Here is a 19,668-nt window from a genome sequence, read left to right as displayed (position 1 = left end):
CCGCCGCGTCCGCAGTCAGCGCGACGCGCGTTCTCCCGCACGCTCGATCGCGGTGTGAGAGCGTTATCGTACATATACCGGCGCGGCCGGATCCTATGATCATTCCAAATCCTTCAATGGCCGGCGGCACGAGTATTTGCTCGCGCAACTGACGTTGCAAGGCGCCGTTTTCGTTCATCCTGGTTACGACATTCTGCTGCGGTAACTCAGTGCGCCACCGCGCACTGCGTCCGCTCGGCAGTGTGTGTCCGACATGACGGAGAACCGCTTTCGCCCGGTTGCCGACCGTGCGCGGCGGGACCGTGCATGTGCAACGCGAGGCCGTGAATGCTGGATTCCTTTTTCTTCGACACTGCCGCAAGCGAGCCCGAGCGGCCCGCGCTCTGGGTCGACGAACACCTGTATTGCTATGGCGAACTCGCTTCGCGTGCGAGCCGTATCGCGGCCGGACTGACATCGGCAATGCCCGCCGACGGCGTTCGCCGTTGTCTGCTTTTCGCACACCGCAGCGTCGCCGCCTATGCGGGTTTGCTCGGCGTCATGAAGGCGGGCTTCGCCTACGTGCCGCTCAATCCGACGCTGCCCGCCGCCCGTATCGCGGCGGCCGTCGAGCAGTCGGCGGCGCCCGTGCTGCTGGTCGATCGCCGCTGTACGGCTTTACTCGATGAAGTGCTCATGCTGATAGACGAGTGCCCCCAAATCTTTTTCATCGACGATGAGGAAGATTTCAGCGGCATGGACGACTCTCCGGCTGGTCGCCGCGTGGCGGATCTGCCTCGATTATCGGATTCATTGTGCATTGACCCGTGCCGCGCGGTTGAACGCGCGCTGAACGATCACGCATACGTTCTCTTCACGTCGGGCTCCACCGGAGCGCCGAAAGGCGTGCCGATCTCGCACGCGAACGCCTGCGCCTACGTCGCCGCGCAACTTCAATTGCTCGGCCGGCTACCTGATGCACGTTATGCACAATTTTGCGAACTGTCCTTCGATCCTTCGGTGCACGACATGTTCGTGTGCTGGGCGAACGGCGCCTGCCTGTACGTGCCGAAAACGGTCGAGCCGATCTACAACGCGGCTTTCATCCGCGAACATGCGATCACGCATTGGAACAGCGTGCCCTCGGTGGCTGCCTTCATGCGTCAGTTGCGCAAGCTCACGCCCAACCAGTTCGCGAGTCTGCGCGTGACGTGCTTCGGCGGCGAACCGCTGCCCGTGTCACTCGCGCAGGCATGGCAGCAGGCGGCGCCGCAGAGCCGCATTTTTAACCTCTACGGCCCGACGGAAACGACCGTCGCGTGCACCGCTTTCGAAGCCACGCCGCGATTTCTCGCCGATGCAACGCACGCCGTCATGCCGCTTGGCCGGGCCTTGCCCGGCATGGAACTGCTGATCGTCGACGCAGCTTTGCAGCCGGTCGCACAAGGCGAGAGCGGTGAATTGCTGATCGGCGGCCCACAGGTCGCGGCAGGCTACCTGCGCGCGGACGAACCCAACAATTGCCGGTTCGTTACAGGGCGTTATGCGGGCTTGCGCTCATCGCACTGGTACAGAAGCGGCGACGCCGCACGCGAGGTGCCGCAAGAGGGCATCGTCTTTCAAGGGCGTCTCGATACGCAAGTGAAGATTCGCGGCAACCGCATCGAGATCGAGGAAGTCGAGCAGGTGGTTCAGACGAGTAGCCGCGCCGCGCTTTGCGCGGTGATCGCATGGCCCGTCGATGAAGCAGGCCGCGCGCACGGCTTGCTTGCGTTCGTGACGCACACGCCGGTCGACGTCTCGCAGATTCTGCATGCATGCCGTCAGCGCCTGCCGGCCTACGCGGTGCCGCAGCGAGTCATCGCGCTCGACGCAATGCCGCTGAACGCAAACGGCAAGATCGACAGAAGGGCGCTCGCGGCTCATTGCGCGAGCGGCGATGCGTTCTCCTTACGGACACACAGCATCCGCGACGGCGACGTTCGAGTGCCGCGCGAGAAATTCACGCAATCGGGGAAATGAATGAAACATCATGTGCGCCGCATTCTCGAGGAGACCGCCTGCCTCGATGTCGAAATCGACACGCTAGGCGATAACGACGATCTATACGCTGCCGGTTTGTCGTCGCTGGGCACCGTGCGAGTGATGCTGGCCGTCGAAGAAGCGTTCGCGATCGAGATTCCGGGCTCGCTGATCACCCACGACATGTTCGCGAGCATCGCTGCGCTGGCCGGCGTGATCGCGCAACTCGTGCCGGAGGAGTCGATTGCAACGCGAAGCTGAGGCTGTACTCCGGCAATCTCTCGCAACGGTCACGAGCACGATGAGACCGGTTGCGTTCAACGGCTGTTCGGGATGGCTGCATGGGCCGGCCGCTTTGCAGCCCGAGATGGGCGTGGTGCTGTGCAATCCGTTCGGCTATGAGGCGCTTTCCGTGTATCGCGGCTGGCGCGAACTCGCGGACGTGCTGACCGCACGCGGTGCCGTCGCGTTGCGTTTCGACTATCCCGGCACGGGCGACTCGGGCGGCAACGAGGAAGACCCGCTGCGCTGGCGTGCATGGATCGACAGCATCAAGGCCGCGGTTGAATTTCTGCGTGCGGAAACCGGCGTGGAGCGCGTCACGCTGTGCGGTCTGCGCGTAGGCGCCACACTCGCCGCATTCGCCGCGCAAGAACTGGGCGGCGTCGACAACCTCGTACTGTTGATGCCCGTGATTTCCGGCAAGGCATACATACGCGAACTGGAGCTTCAGCAGCATACGTGGCTCGCCGCCCAGACCGCGCTCGGATTGCATCTCGACGAAGAGTTGCCGCACACCGTCGGCGCGCACGGCTTCAGGCTCTATCCGGACACGCTCGAACTGCTTGCAAAAGTCGATCTCGAACGGGCTGCGGAGTGTGGCGCTCCGTGCGGCAGCGCGGCTGGCACCGGGCTTCCCGCGCGCCGTGTGCTGTTGCAGGATCTGGCCGGCAGCCCCCGCTTGAAGCGGCTCGCCGCTCGTTACATGGCGCTCGGCGCGCAAGCGGACGTGCAGTTCTTCGGCGAATACAGTAAGTTTCTGACCGATCCGAGCTACAGCGAGCCGCCTCGCCGTGCGTTCGACAGCGTGCTGCAATGGCTCGGCGCGGGCACTGCGTCAGCGCCGCTTCCGAAGGTGGAAGTACTGGACGCCGCGGCATCGGCGAGTATCGCTTTTGCGCACGGGCGCGAGACGCCGGTCGTGTTCGGCGGCTACGTCGGTGTGCTGTGCGAACCACAACGCGCGCTCGACGCAGCGCCCGCTGTTCTCTTCGTCAACACGGGTGGTGTGCACCGGATCGGCGACAGCCGCTTCACCGTGCTGATGGCTCGGCGGCTCGCGGCGCAGGGCATCGCATCGCTACGCATGGATCTGAGCGGTCTCGGCGACAGCCTGCGCCGCGACGCAACGCTGACGCTCGACGCGCTCTATTCGACCTACTCGATCGACGATGCCTGCGCTGGCGTCGACTGGTTGACAGCGGCTGGCTACCCAAAGGTCGTCATGGCCGGCGTCTGCAGTGGTGCTTATGTGAGCCTGCATACCGCGCTCGCGCATTCCGCCGTGGTCGGTTGCGCGTGCATCAATCTGCCGTTTTTCAAGTGGGGCGGCGCGCGCGTGCGGCCGGGTGCGCAGTACGTCGCGCCGAGCGAGGTGTATCGGCGGGCGATGCGCAATCCGCGCAAATGGCTGCGCTTGCTGAGCGGCCAGGCCAATACTCGCGCGATCACCGCCGAGCTCGCGCGCAGATGGTCGGCGCGCGTCGCCGCACGCGTGGGTGCGGTGCTTGAGACGCTCGTCGGCGAGCGAACGCCAGGCAGCGCCATCCGCAGACTCGTGCTCGATCTGGAGCGCAAAGGCGTGCAAACCGCGCTGCTATACGGAATGCTCGACGACGGCCTCGACGAACTCGACATCCACTTTGGCCCTGACGGAAACCGGTTGCGCAAGCTGAAGAATCTCTCGGTGCAGAAGATCAGCAAGGTCGATCACGCGCTCTTTTCACGCTGCGCGCGCGAAGCGATGATGGCTCAGCTGGATTCGTTTCTGCGCGAGCGCATACTCGGCGAGCGCTCCGGATCAATGGCTTTTGCAGGCGGATTACGCGTTCCACAGCGACGGGCAAAACCGCGGCGGAATCTGAAACCGCAACGTCCTTGAGAGATCGTAGATCGCAGCTTACGGCACCGCCATTGACAAACCTCGACAAGTCAACGATGATCGGCCACATGAACTGCCTCGACATCCGTATTGCGCTGATTATTAGCATCATTCATCGAATGGTGGGTTAGCGCGCGTCTGATAGCAGTCACACATAACCCGCCCCACGAGGCGGGTTTTTTTATGTCCGCCTGCTCCCGCCTCCTGGTCGCCTCTCGATGCTACGCGCTTGCCGCACAGGAGCTTGCCTTGCCGTCACACCAACTCGAACAGATCGCCGAAACGGCTGACAGCGTCGCGCTTCGACACGACTATCTGAAGAAAACCCTCACCGCACGCGTCTACGACGTGGCGCGCGAGACCGAACTCGAACGTGCGCCGCAACTGTCGGCGCGGCTGCGCAATCCGGTCTATCTGAAGCGCGAGGACAACCAGCCGGTGTTCTCGTTCAAGGTGCGCGGCGCGTACAACAAGATGGCGCATATTCCCGCCGAGGCGCTCACGCGCGGCGTGATCACCGCGTCGGCCGGCAATCATGCGCAGGGCGTCGCGCTGTCTGCGGCGCGCATGGGCGTGAAGGCGATCATCGTCGTGCCGGTCACCACGCCGCAGGTCAAGGTCGACGCGGTGCGCGCGCACGGCGGCCCGACCGTCGAAGTCGTGCAGTTCGGCGAATCGTATAGCGATGCCTACGGCCACGCGGTGCAACTGCAGGAAGAGCGCGGGCTGACCTTCGTGCATCCGTTCGACGATCCGTATGTGATCGCCGGGCAAGGCACGGTTGCCATGGAAATCCTGAGCCAGCATCAGGGCCCGATTCACGCGATCTTCGTGCCGATCGGCGGCGGCGGACTCGCGGCGGGTGTCGCGGCGTATGTCAAATCGGTGCGTCCCGAGATCAAGGTGATCGGCGTGCAGACCGACGACTCGTGCGCGATGGCCGCATCGCTGAAAGCCGGCGAGCGCGTCACGCTAAACGAGGTCGGCCTGTTCTCCGACGGCACCGCGGTGAAGCTCGTCGGCGAAGAAACCTTCCGCCTGTGCAGCGAATATCTCGACGACGTGCTGCTCGTGAACACTGACGCGCTGTGCGCCGCGATCAAGGACGTCTTTCAGGACACCCGCAGCGTGCTCGAACCGGCGGGCTCGCTCGCTGTGGCGGGCGCCAAACAGTATGCGGAGCGCGAAGGGGTCGAGAACCAGACGCTGATCGCGATTACGTCGGGCGCGAACATGAACTTCGACCGCATGCGTTTCGTGGCCGAGCGCGCGGAAGTGGGCGAGGCGCGCGAGGCGGTGTTCGCGGTGACGATTCCCGAAGAGCGCGGCAGCTTCAGGCGCTTTTGCGAACTGGTGGGCACGCGCAGCGTCACCGAATTCAATTACCGGATCGCGCAGGCCGAGTCCGCGCACATTTTCGTGGGCGTGCAGATCAGGAACCGCAGCGAATCGGCGCAGATTGCAGGCGCCTTCGAGGCGCACAATTTTGCCACCGTCGATCTGACGTTCGATGAACTCTCGAAGCAGCATATCCGTTACATGGTCGGCGGCCGCTCGCCGCTCGCACACGACGAGCGGCTATTCCGCTTCGAGTTTCCCGAACGGCCGGGCGCGCTGATGAAGTTTCTTTCGTCGATGGCGCCTGACTGGAACATCAGCCTTTTCCATTATCGTAATCAGGGCGCGGACTATAGCTCGATTCTCGTCGGCATTCAGGTGCCGCAGACGGACAACGCGGAGTTCGAGCGCTTCCTCGCCACGCTGGGTTATCCGCATTGGGAAGAGACGCACAATCCGGTGTATCGGCTGTTTCTTGCCTGAACGCTGCGACTGAAATCGCGCTCGGGGTTTACCTTGAGTGCCCGTTCGGTGCGGGCTCGGACCGCATGGCGAATGGCCGCGCCGCGAGCGCCGTCAGTAGGGCGTCGCGCGGTATTTGCGCAATTCAGCAATGCTTGAACTACAGATGCCTTATCGCAAAAATGGATAGAGGGTATCTCGCATATCGCGTTGCGCGATAGCAGGGCCGATTGTCAAACTGGGCGCAAATCAAACTTGCACTCAGGAGACACATCATGCGCACCCAGGTTGGCATCATCGGCGCCGGGCCCGCGGGCCTGCTTCTTTCACATCTTCTTCATTTGCGCGGTATCGAATCGGTCGTGCTTGAGACGCGCACGCGTGAGCAAATCGAATCGACGATCCGTGCCGGCGTGCTCGAACAGGGCACGATGGATCTTCTCAGCCAAGCCGGCGTCGGCGAGCGCATGAAGGCGGAAGGCGCGCTGCACCATGGCTTCGAGCTGGCGTTCGAAGGCAAGCGTCGGCGGATCGATCTCACCGGACTGACCGGTCATTCGATCACCGTCTACGCTCAGCACGAGGTGATCAAGGATCTCGTCGCGGCGCGCGTCGCCGCGAGCGGGGCGTTGTGCTTCGGCGTAACGGACACGTCGCTGCACGGCATCGATACCGACAAGCCGTCGATCCGCTATCGTCACGAAGGCGAAGCGTTCGAGTTGCAATGCGACTTCGTGATCGGTTGCGACGGCTCGCAAGGCGTGTCGCGCGCGGCAATTCCGCAGGCATTGCGACGCGACTTCGAACGCGTGTACCCGTTTGGATGGTTCGGTATCCTGTGTGAAGGACCGCCGTCGTCGGACGAACTCATTTACGCGCGCCACGACCGCGGCTTCGCATTGATCAGCACGCGCTCGGCCAACGTTCAGCGTATGTATTTTCAGTGCGACCCGAAGGACTCCGTCGACAACTGGTCGGACGATCGCATCTGGGCGGAACTGCACGCCCGGGTGGACTCGCACGACGGCCAGCACGTGGTGGACGGCAAGATCTTCCAGAAGAACATTGTCGGCATGCGCAGCTTCGTGTCGGCAACGATGCAGCATGGCCGGCTCTTTCTCGCAGGCGACGCCGCGCATATCGTGCCGCCAACCGGCGCGAAAGGGATGAACCTTGCCGTCGCCGATGTGCGTCTCCTCGCGAAAGCATTGAACGCGTTCTATGTCGAGAACCGCACCGACCTGCTCGACGGCTATAGCGAAACAGCGCTCAAGCGCATCTGGCGTGCGGAGCATTTCTCGTACTGGATGACGAGCATGATGCACCGTATTGAAGGCGCGTCGGCGTTCGAGCGCAAGCTTCAGGTGGCGGAACTCGAATACGTGACGACTTCGCGCTCGGCGGCTACCGTCATGGCAGAGAATTACGTCGGCGTGGCCGTGCCGCAGGACTGAACTCGACTCGACCGCTTCCGATTGTCGGCGCAACCGCAACACTGAATTCAGGATTAACGGATTTATCCTGTGTCGCCGCGCGCCTACACTGCCTTCATCGCTGCAGGCAAATCCCGTTTGCAGCATACGCAGAAGACATGACCGGAGGTGGTCAAAATGAAATCACTCATTCAGGCTGTTGCAATTGCTGCGGTGCTTGGCGCACCGATCGCTTCGTTCGCGCAGCCGTCTGCGCAAGCTGCGACGCAGGACACTCAGGCTGTGCAAACCGAGTCCGCCGGTCAGCAGGGCTTCGCGCGAGCCGATAACAGCGGCTATGGTTCGGGCAGCCACGGCACCTGGCAAGCGGGCCGTGGCGGTGACGTTACGTTCAGTTCGTACTCGCCGCCGGTGTACAACGCGCGGTAAGCGGCTGAAAAGCGGTTGCGGAAAAGGTTTTGAAACAAGGCCCGCAACGCAAGTGGTAGAAACACAACTGGTGAGACGCCGGTCGGGAAGCGCGCAACGCATCGAGTGTTGCGCGCTTTTTTACTTCTGCGACGCATTTCCTTGCGGTGTGCGCAACAGGGTCATCTCGTTGCGTAGCAACGCGAGCAGATCGTCGTCGGTGGGACGCGTGCCCCAATGCCGCGCGCCCGCCACCGACGCAATCGCGGTCCACGAGTGCGGTGGGAACCATTCGCGAACGAGTGTGCCGTCCTGGCGCAAACACAATTGGCCGGTCTGCTCGCTGTATTCCGCGCAGACGAGCATGCCGTCTAGCTGCGCGGTGACTCGCCGTAGATCAGTGCGTAGCAAACTGTCGCTCCTGCAAAGTGCTGACGCGCAAAACGATGCCGCGCGGCGCGATGTTTATCGACAATAACGCCGCGCAGCAAGCGTCAATCATCGCCGCCGTGGCCGTGCCACTCACCATGGCCGTGGCCGTGCCCACGCCAGTCGCCGTGCGGACCGCGCGCGTCACGCCATTCACGTTCGCGATGACGTTCTTCCCACTCGCGTCGCTCCCAGTAGCGGTGGCCGTCGTAGTAACGCTCGCCATACCAGCCCGGGCTCACGACCACGACCGGTGGCGCCGGCGCGTAGACGGGCGGCGGAGGCGGCGCATAGACAGGCTCCGGCGCATACGCGACACCGGGCACGCCGATGTTCACGCCGACGTCGACGTGAGCAAGCGCGGCGGTAGACGCGCCGATACCAAGACCCGCGACGATTGCAATGGACAGCAAACGGTTTTGTGTTCGATTCATGTGGGGGTTCCCGCGTTTTTATGATTGAGCGTGGACGGTCCGCGTATGCCGCGATCAGTAACGATCGTGGTAACGGTAATGGTCGTGATAACCGCCGCCGTCCGGGACCACGATGCAACCGCTCAGTGCAGTGCCGAGCGTTACCGCCAGAATGGCCAGCGCGAAAATTCGTTTCATGAGAGTTGCTCCTTTTCCTGTTGATCCGAACTCTACTGAGAGGCGGAATTACCGTTGTGTTCGTGTGTAACAGGACGTGTCGATAGCATTGCGCGAAAGCAATGCACGGCACGTGGGCAGGCGAGGGTGAGCAAGGGCGTTGAAATGAACTGCGATGTGGTGCGCGCGACAGGCAAGCCGTTGAGCGTGTTGCGAAAACGCCGGGTGATTGCGGATTCAACCAGTTGCGGCGCGTTGAAACTTCGCTGCCGCCGACACCGGCAAGCGGCCATCATGACGTGGAACCGCGCGTATGCCTCGCAGATACATTCGGTTGCAGACTGGCGCTTCGTGTCGAACCTTGGCGCCGTTCATGCCTGAGCGGAAATGGCGCGCGGCGCGACATCAGCTTTTCTTAAGATTCGCGCCGTAGCATACTGGCTCCCATGCGGCCGCGAAACGCGGCTCCCCACGACGCTTTCGAAACGGCCCTTCTCATGCGCATGCAATCTGTCGATACCCGTTCGCACCTTTATGCGACCGGCTATGATGGCGTCGCCAAGTTCCTTCACTGGCTCGTGGTCGTGCTGATTACGGCGCAATTCATAATCGGCTGGACCATGCCTGACATTCACAAGGGCACCCGGCCCGAAGGGCTAATCGCGTGGCACTTGGGAGTGGGCGCGACCCTGGTCGCGGCCGTGATTCTGAGAATCGTCTGGCGACTCACGCATCGGCCTGGGCCCGCACCTGTGTCGCCATTGCTTCGCACCGTTTCGCATGTCACGCATGGTTTGCTGTACCTTGCGCTCGTCATCGTGCCCGTGCTGGGATGGGCAAATGCGTCGTCGCGTGGCTGGTCGGTAAAGCTCGCCGGTCTGCTGCCTTATCCGTCGATTTCGCCTGTGGGCTCGAGCGTCGGTCATGAAATGGGCGACATACACGGTTATCTTGCGTGGGCGTTGCTGGCCCTGATCGGTTTGCATGTCGCCGGCGCGCTTTATCATCGCTTCATTCTCAAGGATCTGGTTTTGCAGCGAATGCTGCCTTGAGCGACACGTGCGCCTGCGTGTCGGCGCAGCCTTAACGTTATTGATGTGGCGCGGTGTGCCGACATGCCGACAATTTTGCGCAACGTGACCGCGACCGCGACGGCGCGTGGCAATTGCCGCCTCGTGCTTGATAAGCATATGAGCAACAGGTTTCCGCCGAACAGCGATCAGCAGACTTCCCGCGGCATGCAAGTTCGAGCCCGCGTCGTTGCGCAACGTGCTCGATTTCATCTGCGAGTGCAGCCGCGCGCTGCACTCGCATCCGCATCCGTTTAGCCGGGCTGCACGGCCGCGTGCTCGGGCGCGGCCTCCTCGCGATAGCCGAGTCGCGCCGAAATTGCCTGGCCGGATTGCTTCAACAGCGCGACGTAGTGCGACTTGGTATCGGCGCCGCAGCGCATCGTCGGAAACGAAACCGACAGTCCCGCGATCACGCGGCCGAAACGGTCGAAGACAGGCACCGCGAGACACTGCAAGCCTTCTTCCTGTTCTTCATTGTCCTCGCCGTAGCCTTGCTCGCGAACGCGCGGCAAAATGCTCAGCACGGCCTCGGCCGACGACAGCGTCTTTTGTGTCGACTTACGGAACTCGACGTGAGAGAGCACCTCACGCGCGTCGGCGGGGTCCATCCATGCGAGCAGCACTTTGCCGATTGCCGTGCTATGCAACGGATTGCGCCTGCCGATGCGCGACTGCATGCGCAGTCCATAGTCGGCGTCGATCTTGTGGATATAGATGATCGCGTCTTCGTCGAATGCACCCAGGTGCACCGCCTCGCGTGTCACCGCGCCGATGCGGCGCATTTCCACATCGGCTTCGCGCACCAGATCCACGCTTTCGAGCGCCTTCGCGCCCAGCTCGAATAGCCGGATGGTCAGGCGATAGCGCTCTGTCTCGACTTCCTGCGTGACGTAGCCGAGTGCCTTCAGCGTCTGAACCACGCGGTGCACGGTGGTCTTCGACATGCCGAGACGTTGCGACAACTCGCTGATGCCGATCTGTCCGCTGTCGCCGATCGCGGCGAGAAGAGCGAACACGCGGCCAATGGACGAAGCCGATTCGCCTTTGTCGTTGCCGCACTCGACGCTTTCTACGTCGTGCGCGAGGGATGCGGGGTCGACCTTGCGCTGTTTGCCGGTTGCTGCCATTTCCGTGATTCCCTGATCGAACTCTTTTCTGTACTGCGTGTTGACGAACGCCCGGAGCATACCGTCTCGCGCGCTTTTTGCGGAGTCAGCGCGCGAGCCATCCGCCGTCTACTGCCAGTGTATGCCCGTGCACGTAGTCCGACGCGGACGATGCGAGGAATACCACCGGTCCGGCGAGATCGTCCGGCGCGCCCCAGCGTCCGGCCGGGATGCGGCTCAGGATTTCATCGTTGCGCTGCGCGTCTTCGCGCAAAGCTGCCGTGTTCGCCGTCGCCATATAGCCTGGCGCGATTGCGTTCACGTTGATGCGCTGCGCGGCCCATTCGTTTGCGAGAAGCCGCGTGAGACCGAGCACGCCGCTTTTGGACGCCGTGTAGGACGCGACGCGTATGCCGCCCTGGAACGACAGCATCGACGCGATGTTGATGATCTTGCCGCCGCTTTGTTGTTTGACGAACTGCCGGGCGGCGGCCTGGGCGAGAAAGAAGAGGCTTTTCAGGTTGAGGTCCATGACCGCGTCCCAGTCGTCCTCGGTGAATTCGAGCGCGTCCTGGCGGCGAATTATGCCCGCGTTGTTGACGAGGACGTCGATGCGTCCGAACGCTTCGACGGCAGCGCGCACGATGTCGTCGACCGGCGCGGTGAACGAAAGATCGGCGCGCACGTCCGCGAATCTTCGGCCGGTCGCTTCGACACGCGCCGGCGTGTCGCCCGCATCGGCCCGCGATACGCCGACGATATCGCAGCCCGCCTGGGCAAGCGCGAGCGCCATGCCGGCGCCGAGGCCGGTGTTGCTTCCGGTGACGATGGCCACCTTGCCGCCGAGGTCGAACGGATTTGCCGCAGAGCGGTTGATTGCCGGGATAGTCACAATGTCAGAGCCCATGTCGTGTGTTGCATATGCGAAGGTTTTGGTCGCGGGTGTGGCCGATACACGCGAAGCACATGCTCAACGCAGATCGCGCACGGCGACGTGGTCCATGTCGCTGAATACCTGATTCTCGCCGACCATGCCCCAGATGAACGTGTAAGCCTGCGTGCCGACGCCCGAGTGAATCGACCAGCTCGGCGAGATCACCGCCTGTTCGTTATGCACGACGATGTGCCGCGTCTCATTCGGTTCGCCCATCATGTGAAAGACGGCGGCGTCGTCGGCGACATTGAAATAGAAGTACACCTCCATGCGCCGCTCGTGCGTATGGCAGGGCATCGTGTTCCACAAACTGCCGGGTTCGAGCTTGGTCATGCCCATCGAAAGCTGGCAGGTGGGCAGCACCTCCGGCACGATGAACTTGTAGATCGTGCGGCGGTTGCTCGTGGCTGCGTCGCCGAGCGTTTGCGGCGACGCCTCGCCAAGCGAGATCGTGCGGGTCGGGTGCGATTCGTGGGCGGGCGCGCAGTTCAGGTAGAACCTGGCCGGCCGCGACGCGTCGCTGCTGCCGAATGCAACCGACTGCGCGCCGCGCCCGACGTAGATCGCTTCCTCATTGCGCACGGTGTAGCGCGTGCCGTCCACATCGACCCAGCCATCGCCGCCAATGTTGATCGCGCCGAGCTCGCGCCGCTCCAGCAGATAGTTGACGCCGATCGACTTGCCGAGCGAACCGGGCACTTCGACCGCTCGCGCGACCGGCCATGCGCCGCCCACGATGATCCGGTCGATGTGGCTATAGGTGAGCCGCAGCGCGTCGCGCTCGAACACCTGGTCCACGAGGAACTCCTTGCGCAATCCGGCGGTATCCAGCGTCCTGGCGTATTCGCTGTTTATGGCCTGCCTCACTTGCATGCTCGCTTCCACGATCTGTCTCCGATGATTGGCTCGACCTCGCGCATTGCTGCACGGGCGATGTGTGTGGCATCGACTGTAGCGCGTTATTCGCGGTTTCGGAACAGTGGTCCACAAATTTCAGTGACTCGCTGGCCGGCCTACTGGACTAACTGTCATAGAGGAGGGTAAACGATTACCTTCGCCATCGAAATAATCGGAACGACGTTCCTTTCGCGATGCTATATTGCGCCGAAAGGGAGCAGTCGGCGAAAGACCGGTTCTTATCCTGATTCACCCGAAAACTGGACGCGAAGTCCACGGAGGAGACAATGAAGCTCAAGAAGGCCATCGACCGTATTCCTGGCGGGCTGATGCTGGTACCGCTGCTGCTTGGCGCCTGCGTTCATACATTCGCGCCGGGTGCGGGCAAATATTTCGGGTCGTTCACCAACGGATTGATCGCGGGCACCGTGCCGATTCTCGCCGTGTGGTTCTTTTGCATGGGTGCGACGATCGACTTGCGGGCCACGGGCACCGTGCTGCGCAAGTCGGGCACGCTGCTCGTCACGAAGATGGTGGTCGCGTGGATCGCGACGCTCGTGGCGTCGCATTTCATTCCTATCGACGGAATCAAAGGAGGGCTCTTTGCCGGGCTTTCCGTGCTGGCCATCACCACGTCGATGGATATGACCAACGGCGGTCTCTACGCGGCCGTGATGCAGCAATACGGTACGAAAGAGGAAGCGGGCGCGTTCGTGCTGATGTCGGTCGAGTCGGGACCGCTCGTGAGCATGATCATTCTGGGCGCGACGGGTGTCGCTTTCTTCGAGCCGCGGCTCTTCGTCGGCGCGGTGCTGCCGTTTCTGATCGGCTTTGCGCTCGGCAATATCGACAGCGACCTGCGCGAGTTCTTCGGCCGCTGCGTGCATCCGCTGATTCCGTTTTTCGGCTTTGCGCTCGGCAACGGCATCGACCTCAACGTGATTGCGAAGAGCGGCATGGCAGGCGTGTTGCTGGGTCTCGCGGTGATCGTCGTGACGGGCATTCCGCTGATTCTCGCGGACCGCTGGATCGCGGGCGGCAATGGCGCGGCGGGACTCGCGGCGTCGTCGACGGCGGGCGCGGCAGTGGCAAATCCGGCGATCATCGGCGAGATGATTCCGAGTTTCAAGCCGCTCGTGCCAGCCGCGACCGCAATGGTTGCGACCGCGTGCCTCGTCACCGCGATTCTGGTGCCGATGCTGACCGCGCTATGGGTGCGCAGGCATCACGCACGCGACACGCTGCGCGAGGAGTTGCTGGCGCCGACGGCGCCGCCGCTGAAGGAGAGCGATATGCATGTGTGAGGGGCGCTGACGGGCATGATGTAAAGCGCGGTGCATGCGCGCGCTTTACATCGCTTCGACTGCCCGGCGCAGCAGCAGGCATTTCGCCTTTGTATTGGCCGCCGAATGTCGAGCCGATGCGTCTGCCGCTGCATCGATCAGCAATGGAAATAAAAAAGTCCGCGAGCGTAACCTCGCGGACCCTGTACGTCTAGCAACGATCGGGCGCAGCTTGCCCGACCAGATGCCTTAGGACGACATCACCGTCACGGACTTCGTGACCAGATACGCTTCCATTGCTTCCGGGCCGCCTTCGGAGCCATAGCCCGAATCCTTCACACCGCCAAACGGCATTTCCGGCGTGGGCGTGGCGGGCTGGTTGATCCACAGCATGCCGACTTCGAGCTGCTGCGACAGCAGATGCACGTTGCTGAACGACTTCGTGAACGCGTAACCGGCGAGGCCGAACGGCAGACGGTTGGCTTCCGCGATCGCTTCTTCGAGTTTGTCGAAACCGCGGATGGCCGCGATCGGGCCGAACGGCTCGTTGTTGAACACATCGGCTTCGAGCGACACGTTGGTCAGCACGGTCGGCGCGAAGAAGTTGCCCTCCGAGCCGACGCGCTCGCCACCTGTCTCGATCTTCGCACCGGTCTTGCGCGCGTCGTCGAGCACCTTGCTCATGGCCGTCAGACGGCGTGCATTGGCGAGCGGGCCGAGCGTCGTGCCTTCCGCGAGACCGTCGCCGAGCTTGAGGCCTTCGGCGTGCTTGACGAGCGCCGCGGCGAACTCTTCGCGAATGCTGTTGTGCACGAGAAAGCGGGTGGGCGAGATGCAGACCTGGCCCGCATTGCGGAACTTCGCGCCGCCCGCTGCCTTGACGGCAAGCGCCACATCGGCGTCTTCAGCGACGATCACCGGCGCGTGACCGCCCAGTTCCATCGTGGCGCGCTTCATGTGCGCGCCGGCCAGCGAGGCCAGTTGCTTGCCGACCGGCGTGGAGCCGGTGAACGTGACTTTGCGGATGACCGGATGCGGAATCAGGTAGCTCGAGATTTCGGCGGGATCGCCGAACACCAGGCCCACCGTGCCGGCCGGCACGCCTGCTTCGACGAAAGCCTGCAGCAGGCCCGCCGGCGACGCAGGAGTTTCCTCCGGCGCCTTCACGAGGAACGAACAGCCGCTCGCGAGCGCCGCGCTCAGCTTGCGCACGATCTGGTTGACCGGGAAGTTCCACGGCGTAAAGGCGGCGACCGGACCGATCGGCTCCTTCAATACGAGTTGCTGCGCGGCGAGATTGCGCGAGGGCACGACGCGGCCATAAAGGCGGCGGCCTTCGTCGGCGAACCACTCGATGATGTCCGCCGCGGCCAGCACTTCGATCTTCGCTTCGGCGAACGGCTTGCCCTGTTCCTGCGTCATGAGACGGCCAATGTCCGACGCGCGCTCGCGCACGAGCGCGGCTGCCTTACGCATCACCGCGGCGCGCTCATGAGCCGGCACCTTGCGCCATGCTTCGAAGCCGCGTTGCGCCGCTTCCAGCGCGCGATCGAGGTCGGCGATGCCTGCGTGCGCCACCTTGCCGATCACCTGGCCGGTGGCGGGGTTGACGACGTCGATCGTCTTGCCGCTGGCGGCATCGCACCATTCGCCGTTGATCAGAAGTCGGGTATCGGTATAGCTCGAAATTGCCATGCTGGTTCCTGTAAATGGGAAAACGACAGGCTGCGCGGCGTTCGGAGAATGAGCCGAACCCGCGCTGCCGAGATTGGACTGCCGATAACGAACATCTTAGCTGATTGTTTCCAAACGCACCGGCGGCGGGCGCATTCGAACGGGCGAGGCACGCCTCTTGCTCAGCATGTTTCGGGGACCATGGAACTTCGCTGCCTGACAAGGGGGGAAGGTTCGTGGAGCAAGCGCAGTCGCTGCGACACCGCGCAAACAGGCGTACAGTCGAGCGGCAGTCCCCGCCCGAGAATTGCCAGTTTAGTCAACCCGATGCACATGAGGAATCGACATGCCTACCGGTACAGTGAAGTGGTTCAACGACGCGAAGGGCTTCGGCTTCATCACACCCGACGACGGAGGTGAAGACCTGTTTGCCCATTTCTCCGAGATTCGCTCGGAGGGCTTCAAGTCGTTGCAGGAAAACCAGAAGGTCAGCTTCGAGGTGAAGCAGGGGCCCAAGGGCAAGCAGGCAGCGGATATCAAGCCCATCTAGAGTCAAGCCCAGCACGCGAGACGATAGCGAAGCGGCGGCGGCCGGCTTGCGCTCCCGGCGCATGGCCGGCACGTCGATCGGCGCCGCGTGCCGCGCGCAGGTGAGGTTCGTGTGGACAGACAATCCGCTTATCAGGAAATCGACGCCAACGGCGGCGAAGCGTATGCGAAGTTCTTCGCTGCGCAAAATCCGGAGGCACCGCTCACACCGTTTTGTCATCGCTATCTGTTTGAAAAGGAACAGGCGCGAGCCAATGACGAGCGCGGCTTCGCCCTGAAGTCGCTCGCGCAAATGGAGTCCTCGTCCCATGTGGCGCAGGTGGCGGCCAGCGCGTCGCGCGACGCCGCCAATGCCGCGCATACCTCCGCAACGGCCGCGCGGCGCTCCGCATTCTGGACAATGATTGCGGCCATTGCGTCGGCCCTCGGCGTCGCCGTGAACGCCGCACTCAATCTTGGCTGGCTCGATTGGGCACGACACCTCGCGCGTTGATCCGGCTTTCGTTTCCGGTAGTTCGCAGGTCATTAGTAAGCATGCCGAAACCTCCTGTTCATGCGAGCGCGACAACGTCCGCTCGCGTCATTCTGCTTAAGGTTTCCTTCAGCTTTGCTCCGTAGCATCTGCGCGAATACATGTCTCTGCTCGCCCGCGGCGAGCGCCCCTCCGACAGTTGTTCGACAGAAAACAGAAAGCGCCTGTTCAAGGTTGCTGGAGCATCCATGAAAACTCTGTTCTTGCAGGCGCCGTCATATGACGGCTTCGATGGTGGCGCCGGTTCGCGTTATCAGGCAAAGCGTGAAGTCCGCTCGTTCTGGTATCCGACGTGGCTTGCGCAACCGGCGGCACTGGTTCCCGGCAGCCGCGTGCTCGACGCACCCGCCGATGGGTTGTCAGTCGACGCCACGCTTCACATTGCGCAGCAATACGATCTGGTGATCATTCACACCAGCACGCCGTCTTTCCCGACCGACGCGCTTTTCGCAGATGACCTGAAAAAGCGTAAGCCGTCGCTGCTGGTCGGCATGGTGGGCGCAAAGGTCGCCGTAGATCCGCACAACTCGCTCACGGCGAGCGAGGCGATCGACTTCGTCTGCCGCGAGGAATTCGACTTCACCTGCGCGGAGATCGCTGCGGGCAAGCCATTCGCGGAGATTCTCGGCCTCAGCTATCGCGCGCGGGACGGCTCGATCGAGCACAATGCAGCGCGCCCGATCCTCGAGAACATGGACGAGTTGCCGTTCGTCGCACCCGTCTACAAACGCGATCTGACGATCGACAACTACTTCATCGGCTATCTGAAGCACCCGTACGTGTCGATCTACACGGGGCGCGGCTGCCGCTCGAAATGCACGTTCTGCCTGTGGCCGCAGACAGTGGGCGGGCATCGCTATCGCACGCGCTCGGTCGAGAACGTGCTTGAAGAAGTGAAGTGGATTCGCGACAACATGCCCGAAGTAAAAGAGATCATGTTCGACGACGACACCTTCACCGACTTCAAGCCGCGCGTCGAGGAGATTGCTCGTGGTCTCGGCAAGCTCGGCGTGACATGGTCGTGTAACGCGAAAGCGAACGTGCCGTACGCCACGCTCAAGATCATGAAGGAAAACGGCCTTCGGCTGCTGCTCGTCGGCTACGAATCCGGCGACGATCAGATCCTGCTGAACATCAAGAAGGGTTTGCGTACCGACATTGCGCGGCGCTTCAGCGACGACTGCCGCAAGCTCGGCATCAAGATTCACGGCACGTTCATTCTGGGTTTGCCCGGCGAGACTCAGGAGACCATCCAGAAGACGATCGAATACGCGAAGCAGATCAATCCGCACACCATCCAGGTGTCGCTTGCCGCGCCGTATCCAGGTACTCGCCTTTATGAGCAGGCGGTTGAAAACGGCTGGCTCGAACAGAACAAGGTGATCAACCTCGTCAGCAAAGAAGGCGTTCAGCTCGCCGCTATCGGCTATCCGCATCTGTCGCGCGAAGAGATTTATCACCAGCTCGAAAACTTCTACAAGCGCTTCTATTTCCGTCCGTCGAAAATCTGGGAAATCGTGCGCGAAATGCTGACCAGTTGGGACATGATGAAACGGCGCTTGCGCGAAGGCGTCGAGTTCTTCCGATTCCTGCGCGCTCACGAGGCGTGAACGCCGCGCATTGGATCGCGGCCGCGATTGCTTATGCATGCGCCGCGTGCGCGGTTTCCGGCGTCGGCTACACGCTCGTGGCGAGCGTGCTGATCGGGCGGTTTTTTGCGCGTGCGGTGGCCGAACCGGGCAGCTTCCCGGATATAACGGTCGTGAAGCCGCTGCACGGCAGCGAAGGCGCGCTGCTGCGCAATCTGTCGAGTTTCTGCGAGCAGAACTACGGCGGCGCCGTGCAGTTCGTTTTCGGCGTGCACGACCCGGCTGACCCGGCATTGCAGGCCGTCCACGAATTGCAACGCCTGTATCCACAGGCCGACATCACGGTCATTTCCGACAGCGGCCTGTACGGCCCGAATCGCAAGATCAGCAACATCGTCAATATGCTGCCGCACGCGCGGCACGACGTGCTTGTGTTTGCCGATAGCGATGTCGGCGTCGGGCCCGACTATCTGCGCCACATCGTCGGCGAACTGGAGAAGCCGGGTGTTGGACTCGTCACGTGCGCGTATCGCGGCGAGCCCGATCCTGGCTTCTGGCCGCGCCTGTCGGCAGCCGCGACGCACTATCAGTTTTTGCCGGGAGTCGTCACCGGCATCGCGCTCGGTCTTGCGCGACCCTGCTTTGGACAGACGATTGCGATGCGGCGCGCCACGCTCGACAAGATCGGCGGCATGCTGCCGTTCGCACGTCATCTGGCGGAAGACCACGCGATAGGCGAAGCGGTACGCGCAATCGGCGAAAAAGTGGCGATTCCGCCGTTCACCATCTCGCATGCCTGCGTGGAGGCGAGCGCGGCGCAACTCGTCTCGCACGAGTTGCGCTGGAGCCGGACAATCCGCAGCGTCGATCCGCTCGGCCATCTCGGCTCCGCGTTGATGCATCCGCTCGCGTTCGCATTGCTCGCGGTGGTGTTCTCGGGTGGCGCTTCATGGAGTTGGGGGATCGTGGCGCTCGCGCTGTTTGCGCGCTTCGCATTGAAGCTTTGCGCCGATCGCGCATTGCAGCAGGCGCACGGCGGGCTGTGGCTGCTGCCGATATGGGATATCGTGTTGTTTGCGATTTTCGTGGCGAGCTTCGGCTCTTCGCGCGTGATCTGGCGGGGCTTCAGCTTCGAGGTGGACGGTGACGGCCTGCTGTCGCCCGCGCGGGACGAGTCGCGCTGAATCACAATGAGCCGCGAACAGACGG

19 protein-coding genes are annotated in these 19,668 nt (G+C 62.7%); 12 read left to right on the top strand and 7 right to left on the bottom strand.

The annotated features are described in order from the left end of the window. Positions 1-327 precede the first annotated feature (327 nt). From J2W46_RS24435 to J2W46_RS24410, 6 genes are all read left to right on the top strand, one after another. Complete coding sequence (locus tag J2W46_RS24435) at positions 328-2,001, top strand: amino acid adenylation domain-containing protein (protein WP_310356960.1); 1,674 nt, start codon at positions 328-330, stop codon at positions 1,999-2,001. Beyond that, positions 2,002-2,262 carry an acyl carrier protein gene (locus J2W46_RS24430; protein WP_204520924.1) on the top strand — a complete coding sequence of 87 codons (261 nt, stop codon included), beginning with the start codon at positions 2,002-2,004 and terminating at the stop codon, positions 2,260-2,262. It begins immediately after the preceding gene. A gap of 40 nt (positions 2,263-2,302) precedes the next feature. Further along, positions 2,303-4,162, top strand: coding sequence for an alpha/beta hydrolase family protein (locus tag J2W46_RS24425; protein ID WP_310356954.1), 1,860 nt, complete (start codon positions 2,303-2,305; stop codon positions 4,160-4,162). A 249-nt stretch (positions 4,163-4,411) separates the two neighbouring features. Next, positions 4,412-5,983 carry a threonine ammonia-lyase, biosynthetic gene (gene ilvA, locus J2W46_RS24420; protein WP_310356952.1) on the top strand — a complete coding sequence of 524 codons (1,572 nt, stop codon included), beginning with the start codon at positions 4,412-4,414 and terminating at the stop codon, positions 5,981-5,983. Between the two features lie 254 nt (positions 5,984-6,237). Beyond that, complete coding sequence (locus J2W46_RS24415) at positions 6,238-7,416, top strand: 4-hydroxybenzoate 3-monooxygenase (RefSeq protein WP_310356949.1); 1,179 nt, start codon at positions 6,238-6,240, stop codon at positions 7,414-7,416. A gap of 156 nt (positions 7,417-7,572) precedes the next feature. Further along, complete coding sequence (locus tag J2W46_RS24410) at positions 7,573-7,824, top strand: hypothetical protein (protein ID WP_088174365.1); 252 nt, start codon at positions 7,573-7,575, stop codon at positions 7,822-7,824. Positions 7,825-7,944: 120 nt separating this feature from the next. On the opposite strand, the gene J2W46_RS24405 is transcribed toward J2W46_RS24410, so the two are convergent. The 3 genes from J2W46_RS24405 to J2W46_RS24395 form a co-directional block, all read right to left on the bottom strand. Next, complete coding sequence (locus J2W46_RS24405) at positions 7,945-8,214, bottom strand: hypothetical protein (protein WP_027804338.1); 270 nt, start codon at positions 8,212-8,214, stop codon at positions 7,945-7,947. Between the two features lie 83 nt (positions 8,215-8,297). Continuing rightward, entirely contained in the window at positions 8,298-8,666 is a 369-nt protein-coding gene (locus J2W46_RS24400; RefSeq protein ID WP_020066185.1) for a hypothetical protein, read from the bottom strand. Between the two features lie 54 nt (positions 8,667-8,720). Continuing rightward, positions 8,721-8,843, bottom strand: coding sequence for a hypothetical protein (locus J2W46_RS24395; protein WP_020066184.1), 123 nt, complete (start codon positions 8,841-8,843; stop codon positions 8,721-8,723). 476 nt (positions 8,844-9,319) lie between these two features. Between J2W46_RS24395 and J2W46_RS24390 the strand changes: the two genes are divergently transcribed. After that, entirely contained in the window at positions 9,320-9,874 is a 555-nt protein-coding gene (locus J2W46_RS24390) for a cytochrome b (RefSeq protein ID WP_310356944.1), read from the top strand. Positions 9,875-10,146: 272 nt separating this feature from the next. On the opposite strand, the gene kdgR is transcribed toward J2W46_RS24390, so the two are convergent. From kdgR to kduI, 3 genes are all read right to left on the bottom strand, one after another. After that, on the bottom strand, positions 10,147-11,022 hold the full coding sequence (kdgR, locus tag J2W46_RS24385) for a DNA-binding transcriptional regulator KdgR (protein WP_310357260.1): 876 nt from the start codon (positions 11,020-11,022) through the stop codon (positions 10,147-10,149). A gap of 85 nt (positions 11,023-11,107) precedes the next feature. Next, a complete protein-coding gene (kduD, locus tag J2W46_RS24380; protein WP_310356941.1) occupies positions 11,108-11,908 on the bottom strand; it encodes a 2-dehydro-3-deoxy-D-gluconate 5-dehydrogenase KduD in 801 nt (266 codons plus the stop codon). A gap of 63 nt (positions 11,909-11,971) precedes the next feature. Continuing rightward, positions 11,972-12,808, bottom strand: coding sequence for a 5-dehydro-4-deoxy-D-glucuronate isomerase (kduI, locus tag J2W46_RS24375; protein ID WP_310356938.1), 837 nt, complete (start codon positions 12,806-12,808; stop codon positions 11,972-11,974). 311 nt (positions 12,809-13,119) lie between these two features. Here kduI and kdgT point away from each other — a divergent pair, with 311 nt between their 5' ends. After that, complete coding sequence (kdgT, locus tag J2W46_RS24370; RefSeq protein ID WP_027777136.1) at positions 13,120-14,136, top strand: 2-keto-3-deoxygluconate transporter; 1,017 nt, start codon at positions 13,120-13,122, stop codon at positions 14,134-14,136. 228 nt (positions 14,137-14,364) lie between these two features. Here the strand turns inward: kdgT and J2W46_RS24365 are convergent, their stop codons facing one another. Next, positions 14,365-15,810 (bottom strand): NAD-dependent succinate-semialdehyde dehydrogenase, encoded by a 1,446-nt coding sequence (locus J2W46_RS24365; RefSeq protein WP_020066175.1) that lies wholly within the window; start codon positions 15,808-15,810, stop codon positions 14,365-14,367. 325 nt (positions 15,811-16,135) lie between these two features. On the opposite strand from J2W46_RS24365, the gene J2W46_RS24360 reads away from it, so the two are divergent. The 4 genes from J2W46_RS24360 to hpnI all read left to right on the top strand — a co-directional run bounded on the left by J2W46_RS24360 (position 16,136) and on the right by hpnI (position 19,643). Beyond that, positions 16,136-16,339, top strand: a complete 204-nt coding sequence (locus J2W46_RS24360; protein WP_006052818.1) for a cold-shock protein — start codon at positions 16,136-16,138, stop codon at positions 16,337-16,339. A 111-nt stretch (positions 16,340-16,450) separates the two neighbouring features. After that, positions 16,451-16,831, top strand: coding sequence for a hypothetical protein (locus tag J2W46_RS24355; protein WP_020066174.1), 381 nt, complete (start codon positions 16,451-16,453; stop codon positions 16,829-16,831). Between the two features lie 227 nt (positions 16,832-17,058). After that, positions 17,059-18,480: a hopanoid biosynthesis associated radical SAM protein HpnJ gene (hpnJ, locus tag J2W46_RS24350; protein WP_374726863.1), complete on the top strand. Its 1,422-nt coding sequence runs from the start codon at positions 17,059-17,061 to the stop codon at positions 18,478-18,480. After that, positions 18,477-19,643: a bacteriohopanetetrol glucosamine biosynthesis glycosyltransferase HpnI gene (hpnI, locus tag J2W46_RS24345; protein ID WP_310356935.1), complete on the top strand. Its 1,167-nt coding sequence runs from the start codon at positions 18,477-18,479 to the stop codon at positions 19,641-19,643. Before hpnJ ends, hpnI begins: the two co-directional genes overlap by 4 nt. The last annotated feature ends 25 nt before the right edge of the window (positions 19,644-19,668 follow it).

It is taken from the genome of Paraburkholderia strydomiana, assembly GCF_031456815.1.
GTDB classification, from domain to species: Bacteria; Pseudomonadota; Gammaproteobacteria; order Burkholderiales; family Burkholderiaceae; genus Paraburkholderia; species Paraburkholderia caledonica.
The sequence above is the reverse complement of the archived record's forward strand: the minus strand, read 5'-3'. Positions and strand labels throughout refer to the sequence as shown.